A 22,139-nucleotide genomic window follows, 5' to 3' on the forward strand; every position below is an offset into this window, starting at 1 on the left:
GCCGCGTTCAGCCGGCCATGCGCTCCCCCGCGGGTGTCAGCACCCACCACACGTCCTGCACGCCCTGGCCGTTGACATCGCCTGCGGCAGCGTCGCCCACGTAGTAGTACAGCGGCCAGCCGTTCAGCGTGACCTGCGTCGAGCCGTCAAGGCCGGTGATCGTGCCGATCTCGCCGGTGACGCCCTCGACCACCGGTTCGGTCGAGTCGGTCGTGACCGCGGGCCAGTTCGCAGCGCATTGACCGGCGCACGTGCTGGCGCCGGCTCCCTGCGTGTCCTTGTCGAACATGTAGACCGTCATCCCGGTTCCGTCGACGACGATCTCGCCCAGCGACGAGTCGGCGGTCGTGAGCTCGGCGTCCGCAGCCGCGGGCGATGGGGCGGGTTCACTGGCCGACGGCGTATCGACCGGCCCGGTGTAGCCGCCCGTCGTTCCGGTGCAGCCCGACAGGATCAACAGCAGCGCGGCGGCGGCCACCCCGACGGTGAATTTCGAGGACATGGCGCATCCCTTCCCCGGGACCGCGGCCCCGGTGTCCAGTGATCGCGAAATGCGGTCGAAGGGAACACGACGCAGCGGCGGGCAAGGTTCACGCGTCAGCCGACATCGGTGCGCATCAGCACCGCTCCCGTCGCCGCGGCGCGGATCTCGATCGAGCGGATGTCGTCGACGTCGAGCGCCGTGGCGGCGCTCAGGCGCGCCGACGCCCCCGGCCACGCACGCCAGCTCGACACCGTCTCGCTCACGCCGTCTTCGTCGGTCACGACGAGGACGTAGGGCCAACCGCCATCGGGCACGTCCAGCCCCTCGACCTCCGGGTACGCGCAGTCCAGTTCGATGCGCGTGCCCCATCCCACTCCGGTCAGCGCCACGTCAGCGGTGAGCGGGATGTCTCCCACAGCGGCGAGCGCGAAGTCGCGCGTGTCGGTGGACGATGACTGCACCACTGCGAACGGAATGGCGACGGCGAGGGCGATGGCCGCCGCCGCAGCGACGCCCGCGATCCACCAGGTACGGCTACGCCGGATACGCCGCGCCCGCCGCGCGGCGGCAACCACGTCGGCGCGCCCCGTCGGCGACGGCAGACCAACCCCATCGGGCTCGTCGCCCGTCAGCGAGCGCGCGCGGTCGGCATCGACCCGCGACAGCAGCCCGGGCAGTGGTGCCACCTCGGCGACAGCGCGGCGGCACGTGTCGCACGTCTCCAGGTGCTGCTCGAATGCGCGGCGGTCAGCGGATGACAGGGCACCCAGGACGTATGCGGCGTCCCATTCCGCGAAATGCGCGTGATCGGGATTCATCGCGTCACTCCCTTCTCCTGCAGGGCGAGCCGCAGGGCACGCAGTCCGTAGTGCAGCCGGGACTTGACGGTCCCTTCGGGGATGCCGAGTTCCTCGGCGACCTCCGCGACGCTGCGAGCGCCGAAGTATGCGCGCACGATGACCTCGCGGTGCTCGTGAGTCAGTGCCGCGAGCGCGTCCTCGACGATCATGGCCGAGAACAGCGCGTCGGAGCCATCGTCGCGGGCGACCTCGGGGGTCTCCTCCACGACGATCTCGTGCCGGCGCCGGGCGCTGCGTGCCTCATCGATCACGATGTGGCGCGCCACAGTCAGCATCCATGATCGGGTCGAGCTCGGCCCCTGCTCCATGATGCGAGGGCTTCGCCAGGCGCGCAGCATCGTCTCCTGCACGACGTCATCGGCCGCCGCACGGTCGCCCGTGAGGCGCACGACGTATCGCCAGATCGGTGCCGCGTGGGCGTCGTACAGAGCGCCCAGGCGCGCATCGTCGTCGGGTGGCATCCGACCACCTCCTCATGAGGAGAACGACGATGGAACACGATCGGTTCACCGTGCGGGTGAACCCGCGGATGCCCGCCGCCGTTGTTCAGAGTATGACGCCACACACCGACCTCTTCCAGATCGCCGGCCTGCCGCTGCATCCGCTGATCGTGCACGTCGTCGTCGTCCTGACGCCGTTGACCGTCCTCGCTCTGCTGCTCGGCACGTTCTGGCCCGCGGCTCGCCGACGGCTCGGCCTCGTCACACCACTCGCCGCACTCGCCGTGCTCGTGTTGGTGCCGATCACGGTGCTCGCCGGCGAGTCCTTGCGCGACGAGGTGGGGCCGATCCCCGCGGTCCTGCACCACGAGGCGCTGGGCCGAATGCTCCTCCCTTGGACGATCGCGTTGTTCATCGTCACGGCCGCGCAGTGGGTGTGGTTCCGGTTCTTCGCCGAGGATGTGCGCACGCGGGCGCCCGGGGCCGCGCGCGCGGCATCCGTCATCCTGGCCGTACTGAGCGTCGTCGTCGGTGCGGGCACCATGACGGTGCTGCTGCTGATCGGCGAATCGGGCGCGCGCGCCGTGTGGGGCGGCCTACTGACGGGCTGAGCGGTCGGCTGCGGCCGGCTCGGCGAACCGATCCCGCAGTCTGCGAGCCGCGCTCCGTCTCGCGGGCCTGGGCGCGGGAGTGGGGCAGGGTCAGGGCTGCTGAGGGGTGGAGAAGAAGGAGAAGATCACGGGGTCGCCCATCAGCGGAACCGTGACGCACACGGTGAAGAGGATGAACGTGACGGCGGCACCGACGATCGGGATCCACCACACGCGCTTGCCGCGGCGGGCGCGGAGGTACACGAACAGGGCGGTCACCAGCCAGCCGACGGCGAAGACGACCGCGGCGATCCCGCCCCACAGCTGCCCGGCGGCGGTGTTGGTGAACTCGCCATCGATGCCCGAGATCGACATGAACTGCTGCGCGAACGCGGGAAAGTCCAGGATCTGCACGATCGTCAGGATGACGTTGACCAGGCCGTAGCCCAGCAGTGCCAGCGCGATGATCAGATCGACGCGGCGTCGACCCGGGTTCGTCTTGGCTGCGGCATCGACGTGTGGCGGCAGCGGAATCCAGTCCGGCGCGGGACTGGGTCGACCGGCCGCCAGCTGTTCCGCGGCGGCAGCCCTGGCCACAGGGTCGGGCGCCTGCCCGGTCTCGATCGCATAGGACGCATCCGGATACTGGATCCGGGCCCGCTGCTCCTCGGGAGTCGCGTACTCGCCATATTGCGGGCGGGGCCGTGGTTCATCCGTACCGTACGACCGGGGCTCGTCCCCGGAGGAGTCACTCCCCCGCGAGCCGTGCGTCTCCTCGGTCACGCGTTCCCCCGGCCGCCGAGCGCACGCTCGTCGCGCTTGCCCGAGGCATCCTGACGCAGCTCCTTGGGGAGCGAGAAGATGAGGTCCTCCTCAGCGGTGCGCACCTGCTCGACGTCGCGGTATCCGGCACCGGCGAGCTCTTCGAGCACTTCCTGCACGAGGATCTCCGGCACCGAGGCGCCGCTGGTGACGCCGACGGTCTGGACGCCCTCGAGCCACTCCTGCTTCATCTCGTCGGCGTAGTCGACGCGGTACGCGGCCTTGGCGCCGTACTCGAGCGCGACCTCGACCAGGCGCACGCTGTTGGAGGAGTTCGCCGAGCCGACCACGATCACGAGATCAGCATCCTTCGCGACCTTCTTGATCGCGACCTGACGGTTCTGGGTGGCGTAGCAGATGTCGTCCGACGGCGGATCCTGCAGGTGCGGGAACCGCTCACGCAGGCGACGGACCGTCTCCATGGTCTCGTCGACCGACAGCGTGGTCTGCGAGAGCCACACCACCTTCGAGGGGTCGCGGACCTCGACGACATCAGCATGCTCGGGAGAGTTGACGATCGTGACGTGATCGGGCGCCTCGCCCGCCGTCCCCTCGACCTCTTCATGTCCTTCGTGGCCGATGAGCAGGATCTCGAAGTCGTCGCGCGCGAAGCGCACGGCTTCGCGGTGCACCTTCGTCACGAGCGGGCAGGTCGCGTCGATCGCCATCAGTCCGCGATCGGAGGCCGCGCCCACGACGGCCGGAGACACCCCGTGCGCGCTGAAGACGATGTGCGAGCCCGGCGGCACCTCGTCGACCTCCTCGACGAAGATCGCGCCCTTCTGCTCGAGCTCCGTGACGACGTGGATGTTGTGCACGATCTGCTTGCGGACGTAGACGGGAGCGCCGAAGCGCTCCAGCGCCTTCTCCACAGCGATGACCGCGCGGTCGACTCCGGCGCAATACCCACGTGGGGAGGCCAGCAGCACCCGCTTCGATCCATCGACAGCGATATCCTGGAGGCGCTCGCGCCGCCGCGGAACGCGGGGAACGGGCAGTCGAACAGCCGGTGTACTCACCCCTTGAGTCTAGGCGTCGGCGCCGTGAGCAGGCCGTGAGCGGCCACCGCGCGCCCCGCGCACCGTCCCCCGAGAGGATCCGATGACGACGTTCCAGCCGGACGTACAGCCCGGTCAGGCCCCTCCGCCGGATTCCGTGCATCCGCGCGAGTCGAGCCAAGCGGCGCCGACGTCGGTCTCCCGGCTCAACGAGACGATCCGCGGGTTCGTCGAGAAGTGGGGCTCGGTCTGGGTCGAGGGCGAGGTCACGTCCTGGAACGTGCGAGGCGGCAACGTGTTCGGCCGGCTCAAGGACGGCTCCAGCGACGCGACGATCTCGTTCCGCATCTGGTCGAGCACACGACAGCGCCTGCCCGAAGACCTCAAGGTCGGCGACCACGTCGTGACGTGCGTCAAGGCCGACTACTTCGTCAAGACCGGCGACTTCACCTTCGCCGTCTCCGCCATGCGCCACGTGGGTCTCGGCGATCAGCTCGAGAAGCTCGAGAAGCTGCGCGTTCAGCTGCGCGGCGAAGGCCTGTTCGACGCCGCCCGCAAGAAGCCGCTCCCCTTCCTCCCTCAGGTCATCGGCCTGATCACGGGTGAGAAGTCGGATGCCGAGAAGGACGTGCATCGCAACGCCGAGCTGCGCTGGCCCCAGGTGAGGTTCCGCACCGCGTACGCCGCCGTGCAAGGCGATCGCTGCGTGCCCGAGACGATCGGTGCGCTGAAGGCGCTGGATGCCGACCCCGAGGTCGACGTCATCGTCATCGCCCGCGGCGGCGGTGATCCGCAGACGCTCCTCGGGTTCAGCGACGAGCGCCTGCTGCGCGCCGTCGCGGCGGCATCCACCCCCGTGGTGAGCGCCATCGGACACGAGAACGACCACCCTCTCCTCGACGACGTCGCCGACCTGCGCGCATCGACCCCGACGGATGCCGCGAAGCGGGTCGTGCCGGATGTCGCCGAGCAGCGCGCGCTCGTCGGACAGCTGCGCTCCCGCCTGACGATGCGGCTCACTCATCGCGTCACGCACGACATCGCCCAGCTCGAGCAGCTGCGCTCCCGCCCGGCGCTGCGCGCGCCCGAGTCGATGCTCGACGCCCGTGCGCAGCAGCTGTGGCTGCTCGTGGCTCGGGGCCGCGACATCATCGACCGGCGCCTCGACGTGCAGACCCGCCGCACCGGTGAGCTGCGGGCCACCCTGCGCGCGCTCTCCCCCGCCTCGACGCTGGCGCGCGGCTACGCGATCGCGCACATGCCGGGCGGCGTGATCGTGCGGGATGCCACGCAGGCCCCCGCCGGAACCCCCCTCATCGTCACCGTCGGCCGCGGATCGCTCGCCGCCCGCTCGGAGGGCGAGCTGCTCGAATCGGCGTCCGGACCCGACGATGGGTCGCCGCAGGACTCTGCGGCGACCGGAGCGACCGGGAGCCCGCTCTAAGATGGAAGGCATGACCGTGTCGCACGAGAACGTCGTTGACGTGTCGACTCTGTCGTTCGAGCAGGCCCGCGACGAGCTCGTCCGCGTGGTCGCCGAACTCGAACAGGGCGCACCGACCCTCGAGGAGTCCCTGGCGCTCTGGGAGCGCGGCGAGGCCCTCGCGGCCCGCTGCGAAGACTGGCTGCTCGGCGCCAAGCGCCGCCTCGATGCCGCCCGCACGTCCGCCACCGGTCAGGAGCAGTGATGGCTGTCGAGCCTCGCGTCGTAGCCGAACTCGGCCGCCCCGAGACCCCGGATGAGACCGCCGCGCGCAAGGCCGAGTCCTCCCGCGTGTACCGCGGGAGTCAGACCACCCGCAACCTGATCGCCGCCCTGCTGGTGACGGTCGCCGTCGTGGCCGTCGTGATCTTCGCGGTCCCCCGTGGCACCCCACCGCCGCGCGCAGCGATCGACGTGACCGCGGTCGCGGCATCCGTCGAATCCGCACTCGACCGCACCGTCATCGTCCCCGACGCACCCGCCGAGTGGTCCGTCAACGGCGCCGCGGTCGAAGGCAATGCCTCCCGAGCATGGACGATCGTGTACGCCCCGGAGGGCGAGACCGGCTTCCTGCGCATCGCGCAGGGGTTCGATGCGGATGCCGCGTGGCCGGCGCGCGTGCTGAACGGTGCCGCTGTCCACGAAACCGTCACGATCGACGGGATCGAATGGGACAGCTACCAGATCTCCGACCCGGAACGTGCCGGCAACGTCAGCGCTGCCCTCAGCACCCCGGCCGGCACCGACGTGGTCCTCATCTACGGATCCGCCTCCGACGCGACCTTGCGCACCGCCGCATCCGCCGTCGCCGATGATGTACGCGCACTGCGCGAGGAGTCGAATGAGTGAAGAGCGCCCGTCCCCCCGCAAGGCGTGGGATGAGATGCAGCGCGGTAACGCCCGATTCGTGGCCGGCGAACCCGATCACCCGCGTCAGGACGTCGAGCGCCGCCACTTGGTGGCCGCGGCACAGACGCCGCGCGCCGCGCTCTTCGGCTGCTCCGACTCGCGACTGGCCGCCGAGATCATCTTCGACAAGGGCCTGGGTGACCTGTTCGTCGTGCGCAACGCCGGGCAGGTCATCTCCGACTCCGTCATCGGCAGCCTCGAGTACGCCGTCGCCGTTCTGAACGTGCCCCTCATCGTGGTCCTCGGCCATGACGAGTGCGGTGCGGTGGGTGCCGCGATCGAGAGCACCCGCGCCGATGCACCGGTCCTGCCCCCGCACATCTGGCGGCTCATCTCCCCCATCGTGCCGGCCGTGCGCCGGGTCATGCGCGAGTCCACCGTCGACGGTGTCGTGCCCGAGCGCATCGACTCCGAGGCCGTCGGTCGCGAGCACCTGCGCGACACCGTGGGCGAACTGCTGCACTCTTCAGAACTCATCAGCGAGGCCGTGGCCGAAGGCCGCCTCGCCATCGTCGGAGCAAACTACCGGCTCGATGAGGGAACCGCCGTACCCGACATCATCGTGGGCGACGCAACGGACGCGTACGCCTGACGCTCAGCCGTCTCACTCAGGAGGAACACAGACGTGACCGACACCGAATACCGCATCGAACACGACACGATGGGCGAAGTACGCGTCCCCAAGGACGCGCTGTACGGCGCTCAGACGCAGCGCGCCGTGGAGAACTTCCCGATCTCGGGCAAGGGGCTGGAGTCGACGCAGATCGCCGCCCTCGCGCGTATCAAGAAGGCCGCGGCCCTCGCCAACAAGGAGCTCGGCACGCTCGACGGCGCCATCGCGGACGCGATCGCGGCGGCCGCCGATGAGGTCGTCACCGGTGCGTACGACGATCATTTCCCGGTCGACACCTACCAGACCGGCAGCGGCACGTCCTCGAACATGAACATGAACGAGGTGCTGGCCGCACTCGCGACCCGCAAGCTCGGCGCCCCAGTGCATCCGAACGACCACGTGAACGCGTCGCAGTCCTCGAACGATGTGTTCCCCACCTCCGTGCACATCGCCGTCACGCAGGCGCTCATCGACGACCTCATCCCCGCGCTGGATCACCTCTCGGTCGCGCTGGAGGCGAAGGCCGAGCTGTGGAAAGACGCCGTCAAGTCCGGCCGCACCCATCTGATGGATGCCACCCCGGTCACGCTCGGCCAGGAGTTCGGCGGCTACGCCCGCCAGATGCGCCTCGGTATCGAGCGCGTGCAGTCCGTCATCCCCCGCGTCGGCGAAGTGCCCCTGGGCGGAACGGCCGTCGGCACGGGCATCAACACGCCGCTCGGATTCCCGCAGAAGGTCATCTCGCTGCTGGCCGCCGAGACCGAGCTGCCGATCACCGAGGCCAAGGACCACTTCGAGGCCCAGGCCAACCGTGACGGCCTGGTCGAGGCATCCGGTGCCCTGCGCACGATCGCGGTGTCGCTGACGAAGATCAACAACGACCTGCGCTGGATGGGCTCCGGCCCCAACACGGGCCTGGGCGAGCTGCACATCCCCGATCTGCAGCCCGGCTCCTCGATCATGCCCGGCAAGGTCAACCCGGTCGTCCCCGAAGCCGTCCTCATGGTGTGCGCACGGGTCATCGGCAACGACGCCACCGTGGCGTGGGCAGGCGCTTCCGGCTCGTTCGAGTTGAACGTCGCGATCCCGGTCATGGGAACCGCCCTGCTGGAGTCGATCCGACTGCTCTCCAACGCGATGCGCGTGCTCGCGGACAAGACCGTCGACGGGCTCGAGGCCAACCTCGAGCGCGCCGCCGCCTTCGCCGGGATGTCGCCGTCGATCGTCACACCGCTGAACAAGCTGATCGGCTACGAGGCGGCCGCCAAGATCGCCAAGCACTCCGTCGCGAAGGGCATCACGGTCCGTGAGGCCGTCATCGACCTCGGCTACATCGAGCGCGGCGATCTGACTCTCGAGCAGCTGGATGACAAGCTCGATCTGCTCTCGATGACCCGTCCGGGCTGATCACGCCGTATCCACAGCATTACGGCGCGATAATCGTCGTGTGACTCGCTCGCCCAGACCTGTGTCGGCGCGCGTCCGGATCCTGGGGGCGATCCTGGCCGTGGCGTGCATCGGCATGGCCATCGTGGGCAGTGTCACCTTCCTCGTACAGCGCGAACGGGTGCTGGGCGAGATCGATGAGCGGCTGCACGCGCAGGTCTCCAGCCTGCGCGATGTGGCGGGGGCGGAGAACGAGACGTCGGACCCGGCGCAGACGGGTACGACGACGGCCACCGAACCACTGATCGCCGCCGAGTACGACACCGTTGCGGACTATCTGAAGGCGGTCGTCGCTCGTCTGGTGCCCGCGCGGAACGAGGGCTCGGTCGCCGTGGTGGACGGTCACGCGCGCTATCGACCGGAGACGCTGTCCGGATTCGACATCTCCACCAATCGCCAGCTCATCGACCGCGCCATCACTGAGACCTCCCTCACCGGCGAGACGGTGATCGGCACAGCGATGACCGACGACGGCTCGCTGCGCTACATCGCGATTCCGGTGACGATGGAGGGCGACGACGCGACGGGCATCTACATCCGCGCCGTCGACCTCGGCGCGGCGCTGGAACCGGTGACGACGTCGATCATCACCTACTCGCTCGCCGCCGGTGCGGTGCTGGTCGCGATCGGCATCGTCGGGTGGTTCGTCGCGGGTCGGCTGCTCTCCCCCATCCGACAGCTGCGCGACACCGCCGACTCGATCACGCTCGCCGATCTCGGCGCGCGACTGCCGGCACAGGGCAACGACGACATCACCGACCTGACCCGCACCGTCAACTCGATGCTGGACCGCCTGGAGGGTTCCGTCGACGTGCAGCGTCAGCTGCTGGATGACGTGCGCCACGAGTTGAAGACACCCATCACGATCGTGCGCGGCCATCTCGAGCTGATGGATCCCCAGGATGCCGCGGACGTCGCCAACACTCGCGATATCGGCATCGCTGAGTTGGATCGGATGACGCGACTCGTCGAAGACATCGACCTGCTCGCCGCCGCGGAGGGCGACCAGTTCTCGATGGCAGACGTCGAGGTGGATATGCTCACCGACCGCGTCGGCGAACTCGTCGCCGTGATCCCGGACCATTCGTGGCGCATCGAGGCGCACGGGCAGGCGCAGGTGGCCGCCGACGAGGATCGACTGTTGCAGGCCTGGCTGCAGCTCGCCGACAATGCGGCGAAGTACACCCCGGCGGGATCTCCGATCGAGATCGGGAGCGCCGCCGACGAGACCGAGGTACGCCTGTGGGTGCGCGATCATGGGCCGGGCATCGCCCCGGCATCGCGACACAGCATCTTCCGGCGCTTCGACCGGGCACAGACCAAACGCTCGGTCGGCGGCTCCGGGCTCGGCCTGGCGATCGTGGATGCGATCAGCAAGGCCCACGGCGGGCATTGCGCGGTCACGGACACCCCGGGCGGCGGTGCGACCTTCACCATCCACGTGCCCATCGGCACCCCTGAGACGCTGCCCGCTCCCGTGCGGGCCGGCGATGTCGTACTCCAACGAGAGGCCGCCGAGTGAACCGCATCCTCATTGTCGAAGACGAGAGCCGCATCTCGTCCTTCATCAGCCGCGGCCTCGAGACGGCCGGGTACGCTACCGTCATCGTCGAGGATGGCGCCGAGGCACTGGAGGTCATCCTGCAGGGTGGTGTCGACCTCGTGCTCCTGGACGTAGGCCTGCCGACGATGGACGGGTTCGAGGTGCTGTCACGATTGCGTGGGCAGGGCTCATCGGTGCCTGTCATCATGCTGACGGCGCGCACGAGCACTCGTGACACGGTGGACGGACTGGATGCCGGGGCCAACGACTACGTGGCCAAGCCCTTCAAGTTCGAGGAGCTGCTTGCACGCGTGCGCTCACGGCTGCGGGAGAACACCGCCTCAACCGGGATGACGATCACATGGGGAGACGTGAGTCTGAACGTGCTGGCCCGCAGAGCCAGCGTGGCCGGCCGCGACATCGATCTGTCCGCGCGCGAGTTCGCCCTCGCCGAGCAGTTCCTGCGCCACCCGGGGCAGGTGCTGAGCAGGGAGCAGCTGCTCAGCAGGGTCTGGGGCATGGACTTCGACCCCGGGTCCAACGTCGTCGACGTGTACGTGCGCTACCTCCGCGGCAAGTTCGGCGCGCACCACATCAGCACCGTTCGGGGCGCCGGCTACCGCTGGGAGTGACCCGCGCCCGCCGCACCGAAGGCACGAAGAAGCCCCCGGCGTTGGGGGAAACGCCGGGGGCTGGGAAGGGCTCGGAGCGGGGACTCCGGCCGTATCAATCGCGCCAGCGCGGGGGGACGTCGCGCGATTGGTCCTTCTTCGATCCGACGCTCGACCATTGGTCGTCGTCGGATGGGGAACCCGCATTCGCGGGTGGCTGATGCCGGTCGTAGCCGGACTTGTCGTCGATCTGGGCCTTGAGCCAGGCGGCCCAGGCCTGGGCCTTGGCCTCGCTCCACCCGTGATTGCGCGCCCACTCGAGCGCATCCGCCCACCGACCGGAGGCCACCGCGTCCGCGGCGATCTTCGACTCGTCGGCATCCGCGACAGGGGCGGGTGCGGGTGCGGGGGGCGCTGCCGGGGCGGCCGGGAGTGCGGGCGCGACAGGAGGGATCACGGCGGGTTCGGCGGCGGGTACCGTCTCGGGGGCCGTCGTACCGTGTGCGGTGCTCTGCGGGGTGCTGCTGGCCGTCGGCGAGGCCGCCGGCGGCAGCTGAACCGTAGCCCGCGCCAGGGGCGCACCCGCCGTGTCGGAGAGGGCGGCAGCATTGCTGACAGCGACCGCGCACACGACAGCGACGCTCATCGCCAGCGTGGCGACGCCACCGATGGCAAGCTTCGTGCGCCCGTCCATGTCCACCTATCTCATGGGGCCTGTATCCGGCCCAGAGACAATCGTGGCAGAGCTCTCTGAGAAGGGGTGCAGGATCTGATGAGACTCTTCTCATACGCACCCGGGAGCGACGATGAAGGGCCGGGATGCGGCATCCCGGCCCTTCATCGTCAGGTCAGGCCAGCTCCCCTGCTTCCAACAATTCGGTCACGAGTGCCGCGATCGCCGAACGCTCGGAGCGCATCAGCGTCACGTGTCCGAACAGCTCGTGGTTCTTGAGCGTTTCGATCACCGAGGCCACGCCGTCGTGCCTGCCGACGCGCAGATTGTCGCGCTGCCCGACATCGTGGGTCAGCACGACGCGGGAGTTCTGCCCGATCCTGCTCAGCACCGTCAGCAGGACGTTCCGCTCGAGCGACTGCGCCTCATCGACGATGACGAACGCATCGTGCAGTGACCGTCCGCGGATGTGGGTGAGCGGAAGGACTTCGAGGATGCCGCGGGCCATCACCTCTTCGATGACATTGCCCGAGACGACCGATCCGAGCGTGTCGAACACCGCCTGCCCCCAGGGCCCCATCTTCTCGCCCTGGTCGCCGGGCAGATAGCCGAGCTCTTGCCCGCCGACCGCGAACAGCGGGCGGAAGACGATGATCTTGCGCTGCTGCTGGCGCTCGAGGACGGCCTCCAGCGCCGCGCACAGAGCGAGAGCCGATTTGCCCGTGCCGGCACGGCCGCCGAGCGACACGATGCCGACGTCGGGGTCCATGAGCAGATCGATCGCGATGCGCTGCTCGGCCGAACGACCGTGCAGGCCGAACACCTCGCGGTCGCCGCGGACCAGGCGGTAGGCGCCGTCACCCGTGACCCTGCCCAGCGCCGAACCGCGCTCGGAGTGGATGATCAGCCCGGTGTTGACCGGCAGCCCGCGCACCTGCTCGCTGGTCGCGACGTCGCTCTCGTACAGGTCGCTGAGGTCGTCGCCGGACACATCCAGCTGCGCGATGCCGGTCCATCCGGAATCCACCGCCTGCTCGGCCAGGTACTCCTCGGCCGTCACGCCGAGCGAGGCCGCCTTGACCCGCATCGGCAGGTCTTTGGAGACGACCGTGACCTCCTGTCCGTCCTGCGCCAGATGCATCGCCACCGCGAGGATGCGGCTGTCGTTGTCGCCCAGTCGCATGCCCGAGGGCAGGACGCCGGAATCGGTGTTGTTCAGCTCGACGCGGAGCGTGCCGCCCTCGCCGACCGGGACCGCGAAATCCAGTCGGCCGTGCTCGATGCGCAGCTCGTCGAGGAACCGCAAAGCCTGACGCGCGAAGTACCCGATCTCCGGATCGTGCCGCTTGCCCTCCAGCTCCGTGATCACCACGAGGGGGATCACGACGGAGTGCTCGGCGAAGCGGAAGAACGCGCGCGGATCGCTCAGCAGTACCGACGTGTCCAGCACGTAGGTGCGCAGATCCTGCGCGCTCTCGTCCTGGATGTCCTGGCTGTGCAACTGCTCTGGTGCTCGTGTGGTCACAACCCACTCCCGACCCGGGTGTATCCCGGCAGTCTCGAGTCGACCAGGGGGTCACGAGTCGTGGTCCGAAAGGCCGACCCGACCGGGCGCTCTGCCCGATGAGATGAAGGTACGTCCGGGCACCGACAGAATCGCGCGAGACACGCGACATCGACGTTAAGCGTCGATGAACTCTGTGATTCGGGTGGGTTTCACCAAACGCGCGTCGATGAGAACGCCGCCAGCGCGTCGCCGAAGAGACGCAACGTGTCGGCGCCGGTGCCCACGTGCGGGGAGATGCGCACCCGGCCGCCGCGCACGGTCACGGTCAGTCCGTGGTTGGCCAGCGAGGCAGCCAGTGGTGCGGTGTCCTGCGGTGCGGGGGCGAGCGTCACGATGCCCGCGCGGCGAGCGGGATCACGCGGCGTGATGACCGGGACCTCGTAGCGGTCAGCGAAGAACATGACGTCGCGCGTGCGCTCGCTCAGCTCGGCTTCAATGGCGGCGACGCCGGCATCGTGCACCTCACGCAGGCCCGTGGCCAGGCGCGCTGCGGCCAGCGGATCGAAGCCGCTCACGGTGAATGCGCGAGCGGATGCCGCGGGCAGCGGCACGACGTCGAGTGGGAGGTCACCCTCCACACCCGCGAAGCCGGAGAGCACCGGCGTGATCCGCTCCAGTGCACGCTCACCGAACCACGCGAAGCCGGTGCCGCGCCCGGCGCGCAGCCACTTGTAGCCGTTGCCGCAGACGACGTCGGCGGCGGCGTAGTCGGCCTCCACCATGCCGAAACCCTGCACGGCATCGACGATCAGGAGACGATCGCCGATCACGTCGCGCAGCGCCGACAGGTCGGCCCGGTAACCGGTGCGGAAATCCACCAGACTCACCGCCACGGCGCGCGTGTCGTCGGTGAGCGCCTCGCGGACCGCCTCGGGCGTCACGCAGCCGTCGTCGGGTTCCAACCACTGCACCTGGATCGCGCCGAGCGCCTCTTCGGCGCGGGTCGCCGCGATCGTGAGACTCGGGAACTCGGCACGGGAGAGCATCAGTCCGCCGGACAGTCCGTAGATCGCCTGCATCAGACCGTAGGTCGTCGAGGGCTGCAGGACGACCTGGTCCTCCTGACCGTCCAGCAGTGCCGCCAGCGTCACCCGCGCCTCACGGAGGTGGTCGGCGACCAGGTCGATGCTGGAGCTGCGACCCGAGCCGAGCAGCTCGGCATCCGCGGCGGATTCGCTGCGGACCAGCGGCGACAGGGGGCCGAATGCAGCCCAGTCGAGGTATCCCGGCTCCCCGTCGAACGAGGCGAAATAGGGATCCAGATCCGTTACAGCACTGTCTGACACCGTCATAGTCTGGCATGACGGCGACGCCCCCGGAGTGTCGGGCTTCAGCTGCCGTAGCGACGGTCTCTCGACGTGAAGTCGCGGACCGCGCGCAGGAAGTCGACCTCGCGCAGATCCGGTCCGAGGGCCTCCACGAAGTAGAACTCGCTGTGCGCGCTCTGCCACAGCAGGAAGTCACTCAGGCGCTGCTCCCCCGAGGTGCGGATCACGAGGTCGGGATCGGGCTGACCGCCCGTGTACAGGTGCTCGCCGATCTGCTCCGGGGTGAGGCTGGCGGCGAGCTCCTCGAGCGACCCGCCGTCACGATCGTGCTGCGCGATGATGCTGCGCACGGCGTCGACGATCTCGCTGCGCCCGCCGTAGGCGACCGCGAGATTGACGTGCATGCCGGTGTTCTCCCGCGTGCGTTCCGCCGCTTCCGCGAGGCAGCGCGCCAGGTCGGGCGGCAGCAGATCTGCCCGGCCGACGTGCTGCACACGCCAGTCCCGGTCGTGCGAGAGCTCATCCGCCAGCTCGGCGATGATCTCGATCAGATCCGACAGCTCGCGCGAGTCGCGCTTGGAGAGGTTGTCGGTGGAGAGCAGGTAGAGCGAGACCACCTTGATGCCGATCTCGTCGCACCACTCCAGAAACTGCCGCATCTTCGCCGCGCCGGCGCGATGCCCGTGGGCCGCGGTCTCATATCCCAGCTGGCGGGCCCAACGGCGGTTGCCGTCGATCATCATCGCGATGTGGTGGGGCACGGCATCGGGGTCGAGCCGGCGGCGCAGCCGGTTGATGTAGAGCCGGTAGAGGGGCCCTCTTCCCTCGTTCGACTGGACGCGCGTCACACGCCTAACGTACCGCGCCCAGCCTGGGCTTCGCTCAGGCGGGCGTTCACGTGCCCGCGGGGGCATGCGCAGGGACATATGCTCTGACCATGTCCCGCCGTGCAAAGCCCGCTGAGGGCGTCGAGATGCCCGAGCTCCCCCTCATGGAGGACGCCGCCGCCGACGCGCAGGTCGAGGTCAAACCGACGTGGCGCGGCTGGATCCACGCAGCGACCTTCCCGGTCGCGATCGCGGCCGGCATCGTCCTGATCGTGCTCGCCCAGGGCACGCCCGCGAAGTGGGCGTCGGCCGTCTTCATGACGACCTCGATCCTGCTGTTCGGCAATTCCGCTCTTTACCACCGCTTCAACTGGGGACCGACGACCAAAGCGGTGCTCAAGCGCATCGACCACGCCAACATCTTCCTGCTGATCGCCGGAACCTACACCCCGATCGCCGTCCTGGCGCTCCCGCCCGAGAAGGGCACGCTGCTGCTCATCCTGGTGTGGAGCGGCGCCCTGCTCGGCATCCTGTTCCGTGTCTTCTGGATCAACGCACCGCGCTGGCTGTACGTCGGGCTCTACCTCGTCATGGGCTGGGCGGCCGTGATGTACTTCGGCGACCTGTTCGCCGCGAACGCGGCGATGATGATCCTCGTCGCCGTCGGCGGACTGCTCTACACCGGCGGCGCGATCGTGTACGCGCTGAAGAAGCCCAACCCGTGGCCCGGCCACTTCGGCTTCCACGAGATCTTCCACGTGTGCACGCTGCTGGCGTTCCTCTGCCACTGGACGGCGTGCCTGCTGATCGCGCTGCAGCCGCTGAGCCCGTCGCTGGGCCTCCCCGGCTGAGCCGAACCCTGCTACTGCCGGGGCGTCTCCGGGCCGTCGTCCTGACCGGCGACGTCGTCCGCGGCATCCGCATTCTCGTCGTCGACTTCGGTCGCCGCGACGGCGCGCGCGGCCTGCTCCTCGGCGTCCAGCTCTTCACGCACCTCGTCGCGGTAGCGTCCGCGCCGGATCCGGCGGAGCATGTCCCAGACCAGCAGGACCACGGCGAGCGCCACGAGCGCGATCGCCACGAAGCCCCACGGACCCGGGGTCACGAGCTGCGGGTCGACCGTCTGCTCCGGGGTGGGAGTCGCGGTGGCCGCGAAAGCCGTCAGCGCGCCGAACACTGCGTGCATCGATGTCCTCGTTCCGCGCAGAAGCGCATAGCCTGGAGTCTCCAGCCTAATCTTCCCGACACACCGCACTTGCCGATGGGGCGACATGACCACTCAGGACCAGCTCGACGAACGCTACGGGCGCACCGGCTCTGCGGCGCGCCGGTGGACCATCGGCGTGCTCGGCACCCTGGCCGTGCTCGCGGTCGGCGGCTTCTCCTGGCTCACGGTCTCCAACGCGATGGATGACGTCGGCGTCGACGACACCGCCTACAGCATCAACGACGAGCACTCGGTGACCGTCAACTTCCAGATCAGCGCTCCGCGCGGCGCGACCGTCGCGTGCGCGCTCGAGGCGCAGGACGAGGAGCACGGCGTCGTGGGCTGGCGGATCGTGGAGATCGAGGCCTCCGACCTGCACGCGCGGGCCTTCCGCGAGACGATCCCCACGATCGCAGCCGCGACCAACGGTTTGGTCAACTCCTGCTGGGTGACGTAGTCTGGCCGGAACCTCAGTCGATCTACGCCCTGGCATCTAGCCGGGGCGTTTTGACATATCGACGACCTGCCGACCGAAGGAGACCGACGTGTCCAGCGATGCCCCGGTGACGTTCCTCACCCAGGAGGCGTACGACCGCCTCGCCGGCGAACTCGAGCACCTGTCCACGACGGGGCGCGAAGAGATCGCGAAGAAGATCGAATCCGCGCGCGAAGAGGGCGACCTCAAGGAGAACGGCGGCTACCACGCAGCCAAAGACGAGCAGGGCAAGCAGGAGGCGCGCATCCGCACCCTCCAGCACCTGCTGAAGACCGCCACCGTGAGCGAGGCGCCCGCCAGCCGCGGCATCGTCGAGCCCGGTACCGTCGTGACCGCGCTGGTCGCCGGCGGCGAAGAGCGCTTCCTCCTCGGCAACCGCGAGATCGGGGTCGGCACCGATCTCGACGTCTACAGCGAGGCCTCCCCGCTCGGTTCGGCCATCCTGGGCCTCAAGGTGGGCGAGAAGACCTCCTATACGGCCCCCAACGGCCGCGAGATCGCGGTGGAGATCGTCAAGGTCGACACATACCTGGGCTGAGCCCGCACGCCGCCAGACGGCGCAGAAACGCCCTGCCGATCCGGCAGGGCGTTTCGCGTGCGGTCGACGGTGTCAGTCGACGACGACGGACGGTTCGAAGCCGGCGGCCCGCAGCGTCTCGATGACATGCGCGCGGTGGTCCTCGCCGCGGGTCTCGACGCTGAGCTGCAGGATGACCTCGCTGATCTGCATCCCCTGGCCATGCCGGGTGTGCAGCACCTCGATCACGTTCGCCCCCGCCTGCGCGAGCAGCTCGGACACACGCGCGAGCTGACCGGGACGGTCAGGCAGCGGGATGCGCAGCGACATGTAGCGACCGGATGCCGCCAGCCCGTGTGCGACGACGCGCTGCAGCAGCAACGGGTCGATGTTGCCGCCGGAGAGGATCGAGATCGTCGGGCCGAGCGCGGGGACCTTGCCCGCCAGGATGGCGGCGGTGCCGACGGCTCCTGCCGGTTCGACGACCTGCTTGGCACGTTCGAGCAGCACCAGCAGGGCGCGCGCGATGTCGTCCTCGGTGACCGTGACGACGTCGTCGAGCAGCTGGCTGATGATCTCGAACGGCAGATCACCGGGGCGCGCGACGGCAATGCCGTCGGCGATCGTCGGACGGGTCGCCACTTCGAGCGGACGACCTGCCGCCAGCGAGCTGGGGTACGCCGCCGAGTTCTCGGCCTGCACGCCGATGATGTGCACGGTGCGGCCGACGGCGGCGGCGCGGGCGCGCACGGCGGCCGCCACTCCGGCAGCCAGGCCTCCCCCGCCGATCCCGACCAGGACGGTCTCGACCTCGGGCAGGTCGTCGAAGAGCTCGAGACCCAGCGTGCCCTGGCCGACGATGATGTCGCGGTGGTCGAACGGGTGGATCAGTACCGCGCCGGTGCGCTCGGCGAACTCCGCCGCGAGGCGCAGCGGCGTCTCGACGGTCGCACCCTCGAGCACGACCTCGGCGCCGTACCCGCGCGTGGCCAGGAGCTTGGGCACCGGAACCCCGAGCGGCATGAAGATCGTCGCCGCGATCCCGAGCTTCTGTGCGGCGAGGGCGACGCCCTGGGCGTGGTTGCCGGCCGACGCCGCCACGACGCCGCGGGCGCGCTCCTCGGCGGTCAGCCGGGACAGCCGATACGTCGCTCCGCGGATCTTGAAGGATCCGGTGCGCTGCAGGTTCTCGAGCTTGAGGGAGACGGGCACGCCGAGCACTTCGGACAGGTGCTGCGACTCCTCGAGCGGAGTGTGCGAGATCACGCCTCGCAGCGTGGCCGCAGCATCCTCGAACTCGGCCAGTGTGGGGATGGTCACGCGGTGGTCCTCCTCGGACGTGGGACGGTGCTCCAGATGAGGTCGCCCGTTGGTGGGGCTGCGCCCTCTTTCCACGACCGCGAACCCAGATAGACGGCGACCACGTTCACGAACGCGGCCAAAGGTACGGCGAACAGGGCGCCCGGGATGCCGGCGATCATCGCGCCGCCGGCCACCACCAGCACGACCGCGAGCGGGTGCACCTTCACGGCGGATCCCATCAGCAGCGGCTGCAGGACGTGGCCCTCGAGCTGCTGGACGCCCAGCACGACCACGAGCATCCACAGTGCGATCCACGGCCCGTTGTAGACCAGGGCGAGGAACACGGCGACGGTTCCGGTGACGACGGCACCGACGATCGGCACGAACGCGCCGAGGAACACCAGCACAGCTACCGGAATGGCCAGCGGCACGCCGAGCAGGAACGCGCCGAGCCCGATGCCGACGGCGTCGATGGAGGCCACCAGCAGCTGGGTGCGTGCGTAGTTGACGACGGTCACCCAGCCGGCACGGCCCGCGCCATCGGCGGCCGGACGCGCCTGCTTCGGGAAGAGTCGGACGGTCCAGCGCCAGATGCCGGCGCCGTCCGCGAGGATGCACAGGAGGATGAACAGGGCCAGCACGGCGCCCGTTGCGACATGGCCGACGGTCGAGCCGATCGCCAGGGCGCCCGACCAGAGCAGCTCGGCCTGCTGCTGGATGAACGTCCACGTCTGGCCGAGAAAGCCGTCGATCTGCGCTTCGGTGAGCTGCAGCGGTCCGTCGATCAGGTACTGACGGAAATGCTCGAGCGCCTCCGCCGTGCTCGCCTGCACCGAACTCCACTGGCGCGTGATCTGCCAGATCGCGAGCCATAGGAGGCCTCCCACGATGGCGAACGTGCCCACGACCGAGATGACGATGGCGAGCCAGCGCGGCACCCGGCGCCGCAGCATCCAGGAGAAGACCGGCCAGAGCAGCGCGGTGATCAGGATGGCGACCATCAGCGGGATGACGAGGAGCTTCAGCTGGATGACCAGCCAGACAGCCAGGGCGATCGCTGCCGCGATGACCAGGATGCGCCAGGAATAGGCGGTGGCGACACGCAGACCGTGCGGAATCGAACCGGACAGCTCGGTCGACACCGTGCGGTTGCGGATGGTGTCGAGGAACGAGGCACGGGGCTTCTCGTCGGGGCCGCTCATCACGCCAGTCTAGGTGCGCGGTGCACGGGCTCGAGGCCGATCGGGTGTCGGAGTCCGCCGCTAGGCTTGCCCGCGTGAAGGAGACCCTCAGCGCCGCAGAAGCGCGTCGGATGGCGCTGGCCGCGCAGGGCTTCGCCCGCGCGCGCCCGGCCGATCCCGGCACGCGACAGCTCAACCTCGCGCTGTCCCGGATGCGCACGCTGCAGATCGACTCCGTGAACGTGTTCGCACGGTCGCACTACATGCCGCTGTTCTCGCGGCTCGGCGCGTACGACACGACCGCTCTGGATCGTCTCCTGTTCACCCCGAAGCCCGCCTATGTCGAGTCCTGGGCCCACGTGGCGGCCTTCATCCCCGCCGCCGACTGGGGACTGTTCCGCTTCCGGATGGACGACAACCGCGCGAAGTACGGCACGGCGTCGGACACGTGGTTCCAGCAGCACCGCGAGATCGTGGACTGGGTGCTCGCCGAGCTGGCCGCCCGCGGTCCGCTGCGGCCGGCGCAGATCGAGCACGACGCCAAGCAGGCCGCACGCGGCCCCTGGTGGGACTGGGATGTGGTCAAGAACGCCCTCGAGCGCCTCTGGCTCTTCGGCGACGTCGCCATCGCCGGCCGCCGCGGATTCGAGCGGCGCTACGGCCTGGCCGAGCATGTGATCCCCGCCCACGCCCTCGCCAACCCGGTGCCGCGCGACGACGCGATCCGCGAGCTCATCCGCCGCGCCGCACAGGCGTACGGAGTGGCCACGGCCTCCGACCTGGCCGACTACTTCCGGATCAAGGACCGCGCCGGAGTGACGGCGGCGATCGGCGAGCTCGAAGACTCGGGCGAGCTCGTCCCGGTCACGGTCGCGGGCTGGACCAGCGCCGGACGCCCCGCGCGCGCCTGGGCGCACCGCGACGCGGCGCTTCCCCGCCGCATCGACGCCACCGCCCTGCTGACGCCGTTCGACCCCGTCGTCTGGTTCCGCGACCGCGCCGAGCGCCTGTTCGACTTCGCGTACCGGATCGAGATCTACACCCCCGCGCCGCAGCGGCGGTTCGGGTACTACTCCCTGCCCGTCCTCGTCGGCGACGACCTGGTCGGCCGCATCGACCTCAAGGCGGATCGGGCGAACTCGACGCTGCGCGTGCAGTCGGCGTGGTGGGAGCACGGACGACCGGCGGATGCCGCGGCCAGGGTCGCGGCAGAGCTGCGCACTGCCGCGCAGTGGCAGGGGCTGGAGCACATCTCGATCTCCGGCTGGGGCGACGCCGTCGCCGACCTGGCCGTCGTGATGCCGGACGCGGTCCGCCACGAGGCGCGTCCCGGCGTCGGCGACCCGGCACCCGTCGAAGGCGAAGGCGTCAGCGAGTTCGTCGCGTGAGACGCGGAGCGGTCATTGCGGTCGCCGCAGTAGCGGCAGTCCTGATCGCCGGCGGTCTGGGCCTGTGGTGGTCGATGACCCGCACGCCGAGTGCGGAAGATGCGGCGCAGCGGTACCTGCACGCCCTGTCGACCGGTGACTTCGCGACCATCGAGGACATGCTCGATCCCACGCTCGACCCGGATCACGTCGCCGCGATCGAGGCCGCCTTCGATGGGGCCACCGAGCTGCCGTCCGAGGCGCGGATCGAGGAGATCACGACCGTCAAGCGCACGCAGGTCGTGCGTGCGACGGCGGAGCTGGATGGCGAACGTCGGCGGATGGACTTCGCCCTGACCCCGCGACCGGACGGCTGGCAGCTCGTCGGAGAGACACTCGCGACCGTCACCGTCGACACCACGATCGGCGACGTCGTGCAGATCGGCGCCGCCGTCGTACCCGCCGGCAAACCGGTGGGCGTCCTTCCCTCGGTCTACCCGGTTCGTGCGGCGCCCGAAGCGCTGCTCTCCGGTACCGCCGAGGCCCTTGCCCTGCCCGATCTTCCTGTGGAGGTGCTGGTCGAGGCATCCGTCGCACCGGAGGCGACCGCGCAGGCGCAGACGCAGCTCGACGCCTACGCCGACGCCTGCGCAGCCACCGCGGCATCGGTACCTGCCCACTGCGGCCTGCGCGTGCCGTGGGCGGCCGATCTCGCCGCGCTGACCTCGATCTCATTCCGGATCGAGGAGTACCCGACGGTGGCTCTCGGCAAGGACGGCACCTCGTTCGCCGCGACCGACGGAGTGATCGTCGCGACCGCCTCCGGCACCGACCGCGCCGGTGCGGCTGCGTCATTCACCTATCGGGCGGATGACTGGGCGCTGCGCGGCAGGGTGTCGTTCGACGACGGCGGCATGGACCTCGCCGTCCACTGA

General features: G+C 69.5%; 25 protein-coding genes. 13 read left to right on the top strand and 12 right to left on the bottom strand.

Going from position 1 to position 22,139, the window contains the following annotated elements:
• Window positions 1-7: 7 nt before the first annotated feature.
• The 3 genes from ASD65_RS05020 to ASD65_RS05030 form a co-directional block, all read right to left on the bottom strand.
• The gene (locus tag ASD65_RS05020) at window positions 8-502 is read right to left on the bottom strand and encodes a COG4315 family predicted lipoprotein (protein ID WP_056219323.1); all 495 of its coding nucleotides are present in this window, start codon (window positions 500-502) and stop codon (window positions 8-10) included.
• Between the two features lie 95 nt (window positions 503-597).
• Window positions 598-1,302 (bottom strand): zf-HC2 domain-containing protein, encoded by a 705-nt coding sequence (locus ASD65_RS05025; RefSeq protein ID WP_056219326.1) that lies wholly within the window; start codon window positions 1,300-1,302, stop codon window positions 598-600.
• Window positions 1,299-1,805 carry a sigma-70 family RNA polymerase sigma factor gene (locus ASD65_RS05030; protein WP_056219328.1) on the bottom strand — a complete coding sequence of 169 codons (507 nt, stop codon included), beginning with the start codon at window positions 1,803-1,805 and terminating at the stop codon, window positions 1,299-1,301. The genes ASD65_RS05025 and ASD65_RS05030 overlap by 4 nt, the downstream gene beginning before the upstream one ends.
• A 29-nt stretch (window positions 1,806-1,834) precedes the next feature.
• Here ASD65_RS05030 and ASD65_RS05035 point away from each other — a divergent pair, with 29 nt between their 5' ends.
• A complete protein-coding gene (locus ASD65_RS05035; protein ID WP_235566606.1) occupies window positions 1,835-2,395 on the top strand; it encodes a DUF2231 domain-containing protein in 561 nt (186 codons plus the stop codon).
• Between the two features lie 90 nt (window positions 2,396-2,485).
• On the opposite strand, the gene ASD65_RS05040 is transcribed toward ASD65_RS05035, so the two are convergent.
• Together ASD65_RS05040 and ASD65_RS05045 are read right to left on the bottom strand one after the other, a co-directional pair.
• Window positions 2,486-3,157, bottom strand: coding sequence for a DUF6264 family protein (locus ASD65_RS05040; protein WP_200948623.1), 672 nt, complete (start codon window positions 3,155-3,157; stop codon window positions 2,486-2,488).
• Complete coding sequence (locus ASD65_RS05045; RefSeq protein ID WP_156378782.1) at window positions 3,154-4,215, bottom strand: 4-hydroxy-3-methylbut-2-enyl diphosphate reductase; 1,062 nt, start codon at window positions 4,213-4,215, stop codon at window positions 3,154-3,156. Before ASD65_RS05045 ends, ASD65_RS05040 begins: the two co-directional genes overlap by 4 nt.
• Before the next feature lie 82 nt (window positions 4,216-4,297).
• On the opposite strand from ASD65_RS05045, the gene xseA reads away from it, so the two are divergent.
• From xseA to ASD65_RS05080, 7 genes are read left to right on the top strand one after another with little or no spacing between them, the layout of a single operon-like run.
• The gene (gene xseA, locus ASD65_RS05050; RefSeq protein ID WP_056219334.1) at window positions 4,298-5,638 is read left to right on the top strand and encodes an exodeoxyribonuclease VII large subunit; all 1,341 of its coding nucleotides are present in this window, start codon (window positions 4,298-4,300) and stop codon (window positions 5,636-5,638) included.
• A 1-nt stretch (window position 5,639) separates the two neighbouring features.
• Window positions 5,640-5,882, top strand: coding sequence for an exodeoxyribonuclease VII small subunit (locus tag ASD65_RS05055; RefSeq protein WP_056219336.1), 243 nt, complete (start codon window positions 5,640-5,642; stop codon window positions 5,880-5,882).
• Window positions 5,882-6,526 carry a DUF4245 family protein gene (locus tag ASD65_RS05060; RefSeq protein WP_056219338.1) on the top strand — a complete coding sequence of 215 codons (645 nt, stop codon included), beginning with the start codon at window positions 5,882-5,884 and terminating at the stop codon, window positions 6,524-6,526. Before ASD65_RS05055 ends, ASD65_RS05060 begins: the two co-directional genes overlap by 1 nt.
• Complete coding sequence (locus tag ASD65_RS05065; RefSeq protein ID WP_056219341.1) at window positions 6,519-7,178, top strand: carbonic anhydrase; 660 nt, start codon at window positions 6,519-6,521, stop codon at window positions 7,176-7,178. Before ASD65_RS05060 ends, ASD65_RS05065 begins: the two co-directional genes overlap by 8 nt.
• A gap of 33 nt (window positions 7,179-7,211) precedes the next feature.
• A complete protein-coding gene (locus tag ASD65_RS05070; RefSeq protein ID WP_056219343.1) occupies window positions 7,212-8,606 on the top strand; it encodes a class II fumarate hydratase in 1,395 nt (464 codons plus the stop codon).
• Between the two features lie 40 nt (window positions 8,607-8,646).
• Window positions 8,647-10,167 (top strand): sensor histidine kinase, encoded by a 1,521-nt coding sequence (locus ASD65_RS05075; RefSeq protein ID WP_056219346.1) that lies wholly within the window; start codon window positions 8,647-8,649, stop codon window positions 10,165-10,167.
• Window positions 10,164-10,820, top strand: a complete 657-nt coding sequence (locus ASD65_RS05080; protein ID WP_056219349.1) for a response regulator transcription factor — start codon at window positions 10,164-10,166, stop codon at window positions 10,818-10,820. Before ASD65_RS05075 ends, ASD65_RS05080 begins: the two co-directional genes overlap by 4 nt.
• Window positions 10,821-10,914: 94 nt before the next feature.
• On the opposite strand, the gene ASD65_RS05085 is transcribed toward ASD65_RS05080, so the two are convergent.
• The 4 genes from ASD65_RS05085 to ASD65_RS05100 all read right to left on the bottom strand — a co-directional run bounded on the left by ASD65_RS05085 (window position 10,915) and on the right by ASD65_RS05100 (window position 15,155).
• Window positions 10,915-11,493 carry a hypothetical protein gene (locus tag ASD65_RS05085; RefSeq protein ID WP_056219352.1) on the bottom strand — a complete coding sequence of 193 codons (579 nt, stop codon included), beginning with the start codon at window positions 11,491-11,493 and terminating at the stop codon, window positions 10,915-10,917.
• A 154-nt stretch (window positions 11,494-11,647) separates the two neighbouring features.
• Entirely contained in the window at window positions 11,648-12,997 is a 1,350-nt protein-coding gene (locus tag ASD65_RS05090) for a PhoH family protein (RefSeq protein ID WP_082561576.1), read from the bottom strand.
• A gap of 191 nt (window positions 12,998-13,188) precedes the next feature.
• Window positions 13,189-14,325, bottom strand: a complete 1,137-nt coding sequence (locus tag ASD65_RS05095) for an aminotransferase class V-fold PLP-dependent enzyme (protein WP_235566607.1) — start codon at window positions 14,323-14,325, stop codon at window positions 13,189-13,191.
• Between the two features lie 44 nt (window positions 14,326-14,369).
• Entirely contained in the window at window positions 14,370-15,155 is a 786-nt protein-coding gene (locus ASD65_RS05100; protein ID WP_056219361.1) for an isoprenyl transferase, read from the bottom strand.
• Between the two features lie 125 nt (window positions 15,156-15,280).
• On the opposite strand from ASD65_RS05100, the gene trhA reads away from it, so the two are divergent.
• Window positions 15,281-15,985 carry a PAQR family membrane homeostasis protein TrhA gene (trhA, locus tag ASD65_RS05105; protein WP_056219363.1) on the top strand — a complete coding sequence of 235 codons (705 nt, stop codon included), beginning with the start codon at window positions 15,281-15,283 and terminating at the stop codon, window positions 15,983-15,985.
• A gap of 11 nt (window positions 15,986-15,996) precedes the next feature.
• On the opposite strand, the gene ASD65_RS05110 is transcribed toward trhA, so the two are convergent.
• Window positions 15,997-16,320 (bottom strand): hypothetical protein, encoded by a 324-nt coding sequence (locus ASD65_RS05110; RefSeq protein ID WP_056219366.1) that lies wholly within the window; start codon window positions 16,318-16,320, stop codon window positions 15,997-15,999.
• Window positions 16,321-16,405: 85 nt separating this feature from the next.
• Here ASD65_RS05110 and ASD65_RS05115 point away from each other — a divergent pair, with 85 nt between their 5' ends.
• Both ASD65_RS05115 and greA read left to right on the top strand, forming a co-directional pair.
• On the top strand, window positions 16,406-16,798 hold the full coding sequence (locus ASD65_RS05115) for a DUF4307 domain-containing protein (protein ID WP_056219370.1): 393 nt from the start codon (window positions 16,406-16,408) through the stop codon (window positions 16,796-16,798).
• Window positions 16,799-16,886: 88 nt separating this feature from the next.
• Window positions 16,887-17,375 (top strand): transcription elongation factor GreA, encoded by a 489-nt coding sequence (greA, locus tag ASD65_RS05120; RefSeq protein WP_056219373.1) that lies wholly within the window; start codon window positions 16,887-16,889, stop codon window positions 17,373-17,375.
• Window positions 17,376-17,447: 72 nt separating this feature from the next.
• Here greA and ilvA read toward each other — a convergent pair whose 3' ends face one another.
• Together ilvA and ASD65_RS05130 are read right to left on the bottom strand one after the other, a co-directional pair.
• Window positions 17,448-18,674, bottom strand: a complete 1,227-nt coding sequence (gene ilvA / locus ASD65_RS05125) for a threonine ammonia-lyase (RefSeq protein WP_056219377.1) — start codon at window positions 18,672-18,674, stop codon at window positions 17,448-17,450.
• A complete protein-coding gene (locus tag ASD65_RS05130) occupies window positions 18,671-19,858 on the bottom strand; it encodes an AI-2E family transporter (RefSeq protein WP_056219380.1) in 1,188 nt (395 codons plus the stop codon). Before ASD65_RS05130 ends, ilvA begins: the two co-directional genes overlap by 4 nt.
• A 74-nt stretch (window positions 19,859-19,932) precedes the next feature.
• Here ASD65_RS05130 and ASD65_RS05135 point away from each other — a divergent pair, with 74 nt between their 5' ends.
• On the top strand, window positions 19,933-21,225 hold the full coding sequence (locus ASD65_RS05135; RefSeq protein ID WP_056219382.1) for a winged helix-turn-helix domain-containing protein: 1,293 nt from the start codon (window positions 19,933-19,935) through the stop codon (window positions 21,223-21,225).
• Window positions 21,222-22,139, top strand: a complete 918-nt coding sequence (locus ASD65_RS05140) for a hypothetical protein (RefSeq protein WP_056219385.1) — start codon at window positions 21,222-21,224, stop codon at window positions 22,137-22,139. Before ASD65_RS05135 ends, ASD65_RS05140 begins: the two co-directional genes overlap by 4 nt.

The organism is Microbacterium sp. Root61, assembly GCF_001427525.1.
Classification (GTDB): domain Bacteria; phylum Actinomycetota; class Actinomycetes; order Actinomycetales; family Microbacteriaceae; genus Microbacterium.